This is a genomic window from Candidatus Rickettsiella viridis (assembly GCF_003966755.1).
In the GTDB taxonomy this organism is placed as follows: domain Bacteria; phylum Pseudomonadota; class Gammaproteobacteria; order Diplorickettsiales; family Diplorickettsiaceae; genus Rickettsiella_B; species Rickettsiella_B viridis.
In genome coordinates this window covers 439,015-450,940 of record NZ_AP018005.1, presented here as the reverse complement: position 1 = coordinate 450,940, position 11,926 = coordinate 439,015, and the positions used below count along the sequence as shown (strand labels likewise).

Genomic DNA, 11,926 nt, shown 5'->3' with positions numbered 1-11,926 from the left:
GAAGAAAAGCATCACGCCTTTCTCATTAAGTGCTAGTACCTAAGCTTTCCTTAATCCCACTATGTGATGATAGCGCTGTTCAGTAACACTTTAACGCTTCGTTTTTAAAGCATGAACATTATTAATCAATATTCGCAAAATATTTATTAAAGCTAATAAAAATTAAAACAGAAAAATAAGGCAGTAAAAATGAATCTATCAGAAAAAGAAACCACTATATCTAAGGAAAAACATAAAAAAAAACACACTCACTTTCAAGTAACAGAAGAACAATAAATAAAATAAGAAAAATCAAGCCAAAAAATTTAAGAAAGAAAATATCGCATAAGAGAATAAAGAAAATTGATGCGCCTACAACGCAAAATAATCTTTTATTTTTTACCTCACTCCCCGATATAAGCAGAAAAACATTAGCGGAAAAGAATCTAAGTATCTCCTTTACTATGCATCAGCCTTTTCTCATTTTAGCTTTTTTGCAACCCAAAAAATCAACCGATCAAATACCTCACAGTCGAGCGCTCCCTATCATGAGAACCAATTAATACATCCGTAATGCATCGTTTCATAGCACTTGGAAAGTAATACTAAGCTTCCAAGTGCCCCATCTCACTAGCGTCTATGAATACAAAATTGCAGAATAACATGACAAACCCCACATTTCATTAGATAATCTCTTCATTTATTCTCATACCCTTTGGAAGTGTCACATGTCATTCCTTCTGCAATATAGTGAATTTTTATTAAAACTCAGCACGCTGGTACTCGCTATTTTAATACTTGCCGCTGGCCTATTTGCCATTGCACGCAAGGCAAAAGAACAAGCACGGCTTAAACTCTGTATTAACAAACTCAATACTAAGTACCAAGAGTTCGCTGATGTACTCAATGCAGAAATTCTAACTAAATCTGCAAAAAAGAAGATAACAAAAGAAAAAAAAATCAAACTCAAAAAACAAAGCAAACAAGCAAACAAGCATATTTTTGTTTTAAACTTCCAAGGTGACATTAAAGGCTCCGCTGTCTGCGGATTACGCGAAGAAATCACGGCTATTCTCCAAGTCGCTACGCCACAAGATGAAGTCGTATTGAAATTAGAAAGCGGTGGCGGCATGGTTTCTCCCTACGGTTTAGCTGCCTCACAATTACAACGCTTAAAAAACAAACGAATTCCTCTAACCATCTCTATCGATAAAATTGCTGCGAGTGGCGGCTATTTAATGGCCTGCGTTGCAGATAAAATTCTAGCCGCCCCTTTTGCTATTATTGGTTCTATTGGCGTTGTTGCGCAATTACCGAACTTCCACCGCTTCTTAAAAAAAAGAGATATTGATTTTGAATTACTAACCGCCGGCGAATACAAACGTACCTTAACTATGTTTGGTGAAAATACTGAAAAAGCACGTGAAAAAACTAAAGAGGATCTTGAAGAAATTCATCGTTTATTTAAACAGTTTATCGAAGCCAATAGAAAACAAGTTAACATAACCCAAGTCGCCACGGGTGCTCATTGGCTTGCCAAGGATGCGCTTGAACTAAAATTAGTCGATGAACTCATCACCAGCGATGATTATTTAATGAATCAAGCTTGCAGCAACCATGCTGATATTTATGAGTTAAAATTCCTCATGAAAAAATCAGTCGCCGATAAATTGAGCGAAAAGCTAACACATATGACGAGCCATTTAGATTGGTTTAAATAAATTTCTTTATGAATTCAATTAAACCTTATTTTAAGGAAGGACTCGCGCTCATCATTGGAGGGCTGTTAGCACTGGCCTTTGCACCGCTTGCACTGTATCCCTTGGCCATCATTTGCCCCGGTTTATTATTATTACTGTGGTTAAACTGCACACCCCGACGCAGTTTTTTTATTGGTTTATTTTTTGGTATTGGTTTTTTTTCTGTCGGTGTCTCTTGGGTTTTCATCAGTATTCACGTATTTGGTAATACGTCGATTTTATTATCATTGTTTATCACCGGACTATTCATTTTTATCTTGGCACTATTCACAGGATTACAAGGTTATTTTCTAAATCGCTTTTTTCCTGATAACAATAGAATCAAACGCTATTTGATTTTCCCTAGTCTTTGGACCTTAAATGAATGGGTTCGGAGTTGGATATTGACAGGATTCCCATGGCTATTATTGAGCACCAGCCAAATCAATTCGCCATTGGCTGGCTATGCACCACTGATAGGAGGGCTCGGCGTTACTTTTTTAGTCACACTTAGTTCAGCCTTGTTAGTAAGTATAATAATCGAGAAAGAAAAAAAACGCTTATTGCCCTTACTCCTATTGATTGTACTTTGGATCGTGGGTTATGGATTAAACTTTATTCATTGGACACGAGTAGTCGGTCAACCTATACAGGTCAGCCTTATTCAGGCTAACATCCCACAAGAAATAAAATGGGACCCACAATATACTCAAACTTCGTTAGATAAATATAATCAATTAACCCAAGCTCATTGGCATAGTCGTCTTATTATTTGGCCAGAAGCCGCTATCCCCATCTTGCAACACAATGCTCGTCCCTTTCTAAATCAGCTTGATAAAGAAGCAAAACAACACGGCGTAACCCTCATTACAGGTATTCCTATTCAAGAGGGATTTCAATACTACAATGGTATGCTGGCAGTGGGTGTAGACCATGCGCAGTATTACAAGCAACGCCTGGTGATCTTTGGAGAATATTTACCGTGGTGGATCGCCTGGGCTCAAGGCCTATTGAATTTATTGGACATCCCTATGTCTAGCTTTTCGCCTGGACCACCAAACCAAACTACATTTAAAGTAGCAGACGTCAATCTTGGCACCTTTATTTGCTATGAAATTGCCTACCCTAGCCTTGTCCGAGAAGCCCTTCCTAAGGCACAATTATTACTCACCATTAATGATGATGCCTGGTTTGGCCATTCATTTGCCTTGGCTCAACATCTACAAATTGGCCAGTTTCAAGCCTTGGCTACGGGTCGTTATCTGCTATTTTTAAGTAATACCGGCATGACGGCGATCGTTACGCCCCAAGGAAATATTCAAGCACAACTTCCATCGTTCAAAACCAGTACATTAACGGGCACTGTTTATGCGTTGTCAGGCACAACACCTTGGGTCAAGTTCGGCGATGGCCCGAGTATTATGTTTTTAGTAGGATTAATCATCTTATGTTACGCTTACACTCTTCGTACTTGAATTTTCGACTGTGCGACCACTCAGTTCGCAATCCTCATATACTCCACAGGAATGAAGGTTGCTCATCTTTGTGGTGCCTAGTCGAAAATCCAATTGCTGTGAGTAATATCTACGAAGCCGTCGCGAATGAAAACAGGAAATAACAAGGTAACTAGCGAATGATGCAAGAAGAATATCAAGCTAACGTGATAGAAGCTGAAGTACAAAAATTTTGGCACGAACATGAATGTTTTAAAGTCATAGAAGATCTCAATAAAGAAAAATTTTATTGTCTTTCTATGTTTCCCTACCCCAGTGGTACCTTACACGTTGGCCATGTACGAAATTATGTATTAGGCGATGTCATTGCGCGCTATCAACGCATGCTCGGTAAAAATGTTCTGCACCCTATTGGCTGGGACGCATTTGGTTTACCTGCAGAAAATGCTGCACTTAAACACGGTGTCGCACCAGCGGATTGGACCTATCGCAATATTGATCACATGCGTACTCAATTTAAGCAACTCGGACTTAGCTTCGATTGGAGCCGTGAAATTACCACCTGTAAGCCAGATTATTATCGTTGGGAACAATGGTTTTTTATTCAGCTCCTTAAAAAAGCGCTCGTCTATAAAAAAAATTCAGTGGTCAATTGGGATCCGGTAGACCAAACCGTTTTAGCGAATGAACAGGTTATTAATGGTCGCGGCTGGCGCTCGGGCGCATTAATTGAACGTAAAGAAATTCCACAATGGTTTTTAAAGATTACTGCTTATGCGGATGAACTTTTAAATAGTCTTGAATCCTTAGAAGGATGGCCTGAAGAAGTCAAAGCGATGCAACGCCATTGGATAGGCCGATCACCGGGTTTAGCTATTCAATTTTTGATTAATGATCCACAATTAACATCAATTGAAATTTTCACTACACGGCCTGATACGTTATTTGGCGCTTCTTTTTTAGCTATTTCACCACAACACCCACTTGCACGCTACGCTGCGGAACACAACCCACAAGTACAAAAATTTATTGATTCGTATCAACATGTACCTGTTTCAGAAGCGGCCAGCGCTACCTTAGAAAAACAAGGTATCGCCAGTGGCATCACAGCACTCCACCCTATGACACGCGAAGCATTACCTATTTGGATTGCTAACTTTGTAAAAACAGATTATGGATGTGGCGCCATCATGGGTGTTCCTGCCCATGATGAAAGGGATTTTGAGTTTGCCATAAAATACCAACTACCTATTCTTCCCGTCATAGAATCTCTGAATAAAAAACCACATGATTATCATCAAGGACCCTTGGTTACATCAGGCCAATTAATCAATTCAGGACCCTTCACTGGTTTAACTTCAGAAAAAGCATCCACGGCTATTTCTGAATTATTAATAAAACATGAGTTAGCAACCCCTAAAACACACTATCGATTACGTGACTGGGGTATCTCACGCCAACGCTATTGGGGCACACCGATTCCCATTATCTACTGTAATGACTGTGGTGCTGTGCCTGTTCCTGAAAAAGATCTACCCGTCATCTTGCCTGAGTCAGTTCAGTTAAGCGGTGTTGGTTCTCCCTTAAAGGCAATGCCCGAGTTTTACCAAACGACCTGTCCACAATGTAAACAAGCTGCAACCCGAGAAACAGATACCTTTGATACCTTTGTAGAATCTTCTTGGTATTACGCACGCTTTGCTTGCCCTACTCAAGATAAAGCGATGTTAGATGACAGGGCTAAATATTGGACACCTGTTGACCACTATGTGGGGGGCATTGAACATGCTGTCTTACATCTTTTATATGCACGTTTCTTTCATAAAGCATTACGCGACATTGAATTACTTAATTCCAACGAGCCCTTCACACGCTTATTGACACAAGGCATGGTTCTTAAAGACGGCGCCAAAATGTCTAAATCAAAAGGAAACACGGTTGATCCGGAAGCATTAATAAAAAAATACGGCAGTGACACCTTACGCCTTTTTAGTTTGTTTGCAGCCCCGCCTGAACAATCATTAGAATGGTCCGATGCTGGCGTGGAGGGTGCTTATCGTTTTTTAAAACGACTTTGGGCCTTTGTTTACACACATACTTGGCTACATGAACTGAATGAAGCCTGTGAAACAAACCTCGTTCATCCTATTGATTGGGCACGTACACCGATTGAAGAGCGGAATTTACGACGACAAATCTATGAAATTCTTCAACTTGCCAAACATGATTACGAACGACAACAATTCAATACCGTCATTGCTGGCTGTATGAAACTATTAAATCTATTACAAGCTGCTGGGCAATCACTGCATTCTCCCTCTGAAACTTCTCACCAGAGTCTAAAACAACTGCTACAAGAAGGCTTAAGTATTCTATTGCGCTTGCTTGCACCCATCGTACCGCATATTACCCATACTCTATGGCAAGCACTGCAGTTTAAAGGCTTAATTATAAAAGCAACCTGGCCCAAGGTAGCCGCGGATGCCTTGACGATGGAAGAAATAGAATGGGTGGTACAAATTAATGGTAAACTACGCGCGCGTTTATCCTTAGCAACTCATTCTGATGAGGAAACGATTAAAACGGCCGTCCTCAATAATCCTCATATTAAACGCTATACTGAAAACCAAGCGATTAAAAAAATTATTGTTGTTCCTAAAAAGCTTGTTAATATCGTTATATAAGTCTGTTTTTATGAATATTCGTCTTTATCATTTTTTTTGCCTGCTTATCATTCTATTGACATTAAATAGCTGTGGTTTTCAATTACGTGGTTATAGAGAAGGCCAAACAATCCCCTTTCACACGCTTTATTTGCAATCGAGCTCACCTTACAGCAATTTTAATAAAGCATTACGCCAAACATTAAATAGCTTAGGGATTGATACGCGTGTATCGCCGCCGGCGCCTGTGACATTACAAATTCTGTCACAGAACTTTAACCGAACGATTACCAGTTTAGGCAATGCAGGCCAAACAACGACTTATCTTCTTTCCTATACCGTCATCTTTCAGCTAACGGATAGACAACACCATATTTTATTGCTGCCACAACATATTCTTGTTACACGTAATTTCTCAATTACTTCAAACCAATTGAGTGGCGATCTCAATACACAAAATGATTTACAAGAGGATATGCAGCGTGATGCTATTCAACAACTGATAACACGATTATCCTCCCCCGCACTGTATAGAAAATTCTGTCAAATGCCTTCCAGGTAATATCTCATGCAATTGCGCTATGAACAATTGAACACGCTATTAGAGAAGAAGCCATTAGCACCGATTTATTTTGTCAGTGGCGAAGAACTTCTGCTCGTACAAATGGCCTGTGATAGCATCCGAAACAGCGCAAAAAAACAAGGTTTTTCTGAGCGTGAAGTATTCTATGCCGAATCTGGTTTTAATTGGCACACACTACTCACCCATGCTAACAATTATGGCTTATTTTCAGAAAAACAAATTTTAGAGTTACATCTTTTACAAGGTGTTTCTGAATCGGCGGCACAAACGCTTAAAACCTATGCAAGCGATCCACCCGCCAATAAGCTTTTACTGGTTATTACAGGAAAATTAGATCGCCGCTTACTGCAAACCACTTGGTTTAAAAGTATTGATAGTGTCGGTGTTTTTATGGCGCTATGGCCGATGGAACAGGCCCAACTCTCACGATGGATCACAGAACGTTTAGCCAGCTTAGGCTTAAAAGCAGAAAAAGAAGCAATTCAGTATCTTATTTCAGCCACAGAAGGAAATTTATTAGCTAGCGCACAAGAAATTGAAAAACTCAGCTTATATTTTGCATCAGACACTCAGCACATCATTACACCGGAAGCGATGATGCAAGCGCTTTCGGATAATGCACGTTTCGATCCTTTTAAACTGACAGATGCAGCACTACAAGGTGAAGCGAAACGTTGCTTGCGAATTTTAAATCGGCTCAGAGAAGAAGGGGTTGAACCTTTATTAATCTTATGGTCACTCAGCCGAGAATGTCGACAATTAGCCTCGTTAGCCTTTCAATTAGCCAAAGGACAAAATTTAAGAACACTTTTTCAAACGCATCATATCTGGGAAAAACGCCAACCTTTATTTCAGCAAGCTTTACAGCGTCACTCTCTTACCCACTGGTATACACTATTAAAACTTGCTACCCAAAGCGATCGCATTATAAAAGGTGTTATCTCAGGCAATATCTGGCATGCATTACAACAACTAAGCCTTCAATTAGCAGGCATAAAACCCTTGTGATATACTTACAGCAATAGGATTTTTGTCAAGGCGCCGCAAAAATGAAGCAACCGCAGTGTATACAACATACATGAGGATGGCGAATTGAGCGGGAACACAGACAAAAATTCAAGTGCCAAGAGTATAGGCATCTTAGGTGGAACATTTGATCCTATCCATTGCGGTCATTTACACATTGCACAAGCGCTGCAACAACAATTGCATTGTCAAGAAATCCGTTTTATCCCTTGTAAAAATCCTCTACTTGGCAAAAAAGCCATTGCTAATGAACAACAAAGACTCACTATGCTACAGCGTGCACTAGTATCTTATCCACATTTTATAATCGATGAACGCGAAATAAAACGCAGCACACCTTCTTATACGATAGACACTCTCCGGTCTTTACGTAAAGAGTTTAAAGAAAATCCTTTAGCACTTATTTTAGGCCGTGATAATTTAGCGCATTTAAACCATTGGCATGAATGGACCGCCTTGATTCAAAGCGCACATCTGGTGATCGTGCCGAGAATTGGCTGTACTGCCACGTATAATGACACTATCCAAGATCTGATAAAAAAGCATCAAACCCATGATCCCGCTTTATTATTACAGCAGCCAGCTGGACTTTTATTCATGGCTACTGTAAAACCGTTAGCTATTTCATCGACAGCCATTCGAGCAGCAATAGCACAGGGTTCAATGCCCACTGGCTTATTACCTAGCTCCGTGCTTGATTACATTCTGGAACAAAAGCTATATACTCTTCGCACTTGAATTTTTGGCAGCGTTCCCGCTCAACTCGCCATCCTCATGTATCTTGTATACATTTCGGTGGCTTCATTTTCGCGGCGCCTTGCCAAAAATTTTATTGCTATGAGTAAATCTATGACACACACATCATCAAATAAATCTATCATCCAAAAAGATATCATTGCTTTGCTGGAAGATCATAAAGCAAAAGATATCACGGTACTGGATGTCAGCGACGTTACCAGCATTACCGATCTCATGATTATTTGTACGGGTAATTCTGACCGTCATGTTAAAACTTTAGCGGAATATGTTGTAACAGCCGCTAAACAAAAAGGAATTACTATCCTCGGCGTGGAAGGTGCACAACAAGGTGAATGGGTATTAATCGATTTAGTCGATGCGATCGTTCATATTATGTTACCTAATGTTCGTGAATTCTATAATCTAGAAAAGCTCTGGGGCAACCCCATTTAATGAAACTGCGTTTAATTGCTGTTGGAACCCGCATGCCGGAGTGGGTAAGTGAAGGTTTTGAAAATTATCAAAAACGCTTACCCATTGAATATAAGTTTGAATTAATCAGCATTCCACCCAGCAAACGCGGCAAAACGAGTCATATTCCTTCATTGATAGTAGAAGAAGAAAAAAAAATATTCGCCGCTATTCCTAAGCATTCGAAAATCATTGCGCTGGATGAAAGAGGGAAACTATGGAATACCAAGCAACTCGCAGAAACATTACAACAATGGCAATCAGACAGCGAAGATGTAAGCTTCTTAATCGGTGGCCCAGATGGCCTAGGTTCAGATTGCTTAAATAAGGCTAGTCATCGTTGGTCACTTTCTCCCTTAACCCTCCCTCATCCGCTGGTACGAATTATTATGCTCGAACAGCTCTACCGCGCCTGGAGTATACTGAACAATCATCCTTATCACCGTGAATAAACCTCTGCACACTACAAAAATATAGAAACCCCGTCATATAGGGAGGCCGAAACACAGCCAAGGCCGTCGCCATCCAGGGAAAAACTAATCCTGACTAGCCAAGCTTGTCCTGAAATCGCCGAACGTATTGATATTTGAACCTACCAATCACCTCGATACCGAAGCTAGCGATGCATTGGCGACTGCGTTACGAAACTATACTGGCACCCTGCTCTTTGTCAGTCATGATCGATATTTTATCAATAAAATTGCAAATCGCGTATTGTTTATTTCACATAATAAAAAATTGCAAGATGTAAAACAGCTTGATGCGATTTATTATGATTGAGAATCTAGCCAACACATTAGCATAGATTTTAATCACCAAAACTAAAACTTGCACCACAATAAATTAGTCGCGTTTATTGTGGTGGATAAGTACCACCTGGATTAAAGTGAAACGATTTAATATTATTAAAAAATCGTTCTCTTACAAGGTTGCTTATTGAAATTTAATCTTAACAGTTTTTTCGCTTCTTATCTCAGACGCCTTTTCCGACGCTAACTCAAAAAACCAAGACGGTACCTGAAGTGGTTGAGCTTCTGGTTTCATTTTCGGAACGCAAAGAAACCCTATTTTGTCGCCTCTTTAGTTCACCCTCTATAAGCTCATTGAGTTCTTTGAGTTTAGATTTTTCTAACACTTTTTTTAAAGTAGGTGTGCTAGCTTCAGTAAACTTCGTCAGTAAATTTAAATTTTTTCAGATTAAAACGCTCACTCTTATAAAATTCGTCTGGACAACGATTAAACTCATCAAACAGCTGGCCTTGCCGATCTTCTTTTAAATATTCAGGCAGCCTTTTTGAAGGATAATTTTCAAAAAAAGTTCGAGCGCCACCATAGGGAATACTATTTAGATATTTTGGGTCGATCTTAACTCTCCATTTATTGTCATCATAAAAAATAGCCGGATCCAAAATACTTAGCATACTATCCTCTTTTTTATAAAAATCTTTAATTTATGGAAACATATAGAAAAAAAATTAATTATTTTATTTTACAACTTACTTTTATTAAAATTACTATTATTATAAATAGGACTTACGCATTGAGAACAGAACAGAATTTTGGATGGTGAGTAATAAAATTGCGAACTGTACTTAAATATAGATTTTTCCTAAGTGCATACCAGAAAGTGAGTTTTTAATGAGAATGTAATCTCTATCCTCAAATGATTTAGAATCATTGCTAACAAGTATGGAACCCGAAGGAAACGCTTTTGACTCCCATTTAATTTAATTGCCCGCATTTATATTTTTGAAATTTAGTTGTGTTATGCAAGAAGTTTAATAAAAGAAAAAATAGGAAATACCGTGCAAGGCTATCCAAGCATAGACCGCCGCCATTAAATCATCGACCATGACACCAAAACCTCTGGGTAATTTTCGATCCATCCAAGCGATAGGCCAAGGCTTTACAATATCAAATAAACGAAACAAGAAAAAACCAATGGCAATCCATAACCATCCTTTAGGCGCTGCCCACATCGTAAGGCCAAATCCACATACCTCATCCCAAACGATACCCGAGTAATCATGAATCCCCATATCACGTTCGGTAACATCACAAACCCAAATCCCAATTAAGATAGCAAGCAATAAAATCAGGCTATAATTAACTAAAGAAAGCGACTGCATAAAATAGTAAAGCGGGATTGCCGCTAAGGTTCCGCAAGTCCCTGGCGCAAAAGGCGATAATCCTGACCCAAAGCCAAAAGCAATAAAATAAATAGGATTACTAAATACCTTTTTCACTAGCGCTTTTTGCATAGCTTTTCCTCTTAATAAACTTTTTAAGATAAACAATCTGATTTAAAAGTGTAGAAAGCCTTGTTTTTCTAATTGAAAAGATTTTCCATTTTCGTCTTGTAATAACAACCCACTTTCTTTGGTAATAAAACCAATGGCTGTATAAGGACAAGCGATTTTTTCCAAGGCTTGTTTTAAAGCACTTTCATGTGCTTCTGGAACCGTAAAACATAATTCATAATCATCGCCTGCACTTAATGCTAATTGCTGTGCTTTTTCAAGCGGCAATGCAAGCAATGCATCTGAAATAGGCAGTTTCGTTATATCAACAACTGCACCCACATGACTTGCGGCTAAAATATGCCCCAAATCAGCGGCCAAACCATCGGATATATCGATAGCGCTATTCGCGATATCTCGTAGTGCTAATCCTATAGCAACACGCGGATCAGGACGGTTCAAATGTGTTAACACAACACTACGTTGTGCTAGTGTCAGTACATTAATTTTATTCTGTAAATCTGCTAAAGCTAAACCTGCATCACCTAATGTTCCTGTCACATAAATACGATCACCCGTTTGCGCACCGGAGCGCAGCAACGCTTTGCCATTCGGAATCAATCCTAATGCTTGAACGGTAATACTTAAAGGGCCACGCGTTAGATCACCGCCAACGAGCTGGCATTGAAAACGATGCATTAAAGAAAAAAATCCTTGGGTAAATTCACTTAGCCAGGCTTTATCCACCATAGGCAAGCTCAAAACCAGTAAGATCCAAACCGGTTCTGCTCCCATAGCCGCTAAATCACTTAAGTTCACTGCTAATGATTTATAACCGATATCAAAGGGGGATGTATTTTCTGGAAAATGTTGGCCGGCCACTAAAGTATCTGTAGTCACTACTAATTGTTGACCTACCGGCGGCTGTAATACAGCGGCATCGTCACCTATTCCGTGTATCACATCGGCACGATTATTTTTTTCTTGATTAAAGAAGCGTTGAATTAAATCGAATTCGCTAATAGAAAGCATT

12 protein-coding genes are annotated in these 11,926 nt (G+C 39.4%); 9 read left to right on the top strand and 3 right to left on the bottom strand.

Going from position 1 to position 11,926, the window contains the following annotated elements; all coding sequences use genetic code 11:
- The first annotated feature begins 707 nt into the window (after positions 1 to 707).
- The 9 genes from sohB to DMP02_RS02060 all read left to right on the top strand — a co-directional run bounded on the left by sohB (position 708) and on the right by DMP02_RS02060 (position 9,433).
- On the top strand, positions 708 to 1,700 hold the full coding sequence (sohB, locus tag DMP02_RS02100; RefSeq protein WP_126322446.1) for a protease SohB: 993 nt from the start codon (positions 708 to 710) through the stop codon (positions 1,698 to 1,700).
- An 8-nt stretch (positions 1,701 to 1,708) separates the two neighbouring features.
- Positions 1,709 to 3,193, top strand: a complete 1,485-nt coding sequence (gene lnt / locus DMP02_RS02095) for an apolipoprotein N-acyltransferase (protein WP_126322445.1) — start codon at positions 1,709 to 1,711, stop codon at positions 3,191 to 3,193.
- Between the two features lie 161 nt (positions 3,194 to 3,354).
- Entirely contained in the window at positions 3,355 to 5,856 is a 2,502-nt protein-coding gene (gene leuS, locus DMP02_RS02090; protein WP_126323481.1) for a leucine--tRNA ligase, read from the top strand.
- 10 nt (positions 5,857 to 5,866) lie between these two features.
- Positions 5,867 to 6,397 carry an LPS-assembly lipoprotein LptE gene (locus tag DMP02_RS02085; RefSeq protein ID WP_172593960.1) on the top strand — a complete coding sequence of 177 codons (531 nt, stop codon included), beginning with the start codon at positions 5,867 to 5,869 and terminating at the stop codon, positions 6,395 to 6,397.
- Positions 6,398 to 6,403: 6 nt separating this feature from the next.
- Positions 6,404 to 7,426, top strand: a complete 1,023-nt coding sequence (holA, locus tag DMP02_RS02080) for a DNA polymerase III subunit delta (protein WP_126322443.1) — start codon at positions 6,404 to 6,406, stop codon at positions 7,424 to 7,426.
- 84 nt (positions 7,427 to 7,510) lie between these two features.
- The gene (gene nadD / locus DMP02_RS02075; protein WP_172593959.1) at positions 7,511 to 8,182 is read left to right on the top strand and encodes a nicotinate-nucleotide adenylyltransferase; all 672 of its coding nucleotides are present in this window, start codon (positions 7,511 to 7,513) and stop codon (positions 8,180 to 8,182) included.
- 111 nt (positions 8,183 to 8,293) lie between these two features.
- Positions 8,294 to 8,635, top strand: coding sequence for a ribosome silencing factor (rsfS, locus tag DMP02_RS02070; RefSeq protein WP_126322441.1), 342 nt, complete (start codon positions 8,294 to 8,296; stop codon positions 8,633 to 8,635).
- Positions 8,635 to 9,105, top strand: coding sequence for a 23S rRNA (pseudouridine(1915)-N(3))-methyltransferase RlmH (gene rlmH, locus DMP02_RS02065; RefSeq protein WP_126322440.1), 471 nt, complete (start codon positions 8,635 to 8,637; stop codon positions 9,103 to 9,105). The genes rsfS and rlmH overlap by 1 nt, the downstream gene beginning before the upstream one ends.
- Before the next feature lie 127 nt (positions 9,106 to 9,232).
- Entirely contained in the window at positions 9,233 to 9,433 is a 201-nt protein-coding gene (locus tag DMP02_RS02060; protein WP_126322439.1) for a P-loop NTPase family protein, read from the top strand.
- A 380-nt stretch (positions 9,434 to 9,813) separates the two neighbouring features.
- Here the strand turns inward: DMP02_RS02060 and DMP02_RS02055 are convergent, their stop codons facing one another.
- The 3 genes from DMP02_RS02055 to thiL form a co-directional block, all read right to left on the bottom strand.
- Positions 9,814 to 10,074 carry a hypothetical protein gene (locus DMP02_RS02055; RefSeq protein WP_126322438.1) on the bottom strand — a complete coding sequence of 87 codons (261 nt, stop codon included), beginning with the start codon at positions 10,072 to 10,074 and terminating at the stop codon, positions 9,814 to 9,816.
- Positions 10,075 to 10,431: 357 nt separating this feature from the next.
- Complete coding sequence (locus DMP02_RS02050) at positions 10,432 to 10,914, bottom strand: phosphatidylglycerophosphatase A family protein (RefSeq protein WP_126322437.1); 483 nt, start codon at positions 10,912 to 10,914, stop codon at positions 10,432 to 10,434.
- 42 nt (positions 10,915 to 10,956) lie between these two features.
- Entirely contained in the window at positions 10,957 to 11,925 is a 969-nt protein-coding gene (gene thiL / locus DMP02_RS02045) for a thiamine-phosphate kinase (RefSeq protein WP_126322436.1), read from the bottom strand.
- Position 11,926 lies beyond the last annotated feature (1 nt).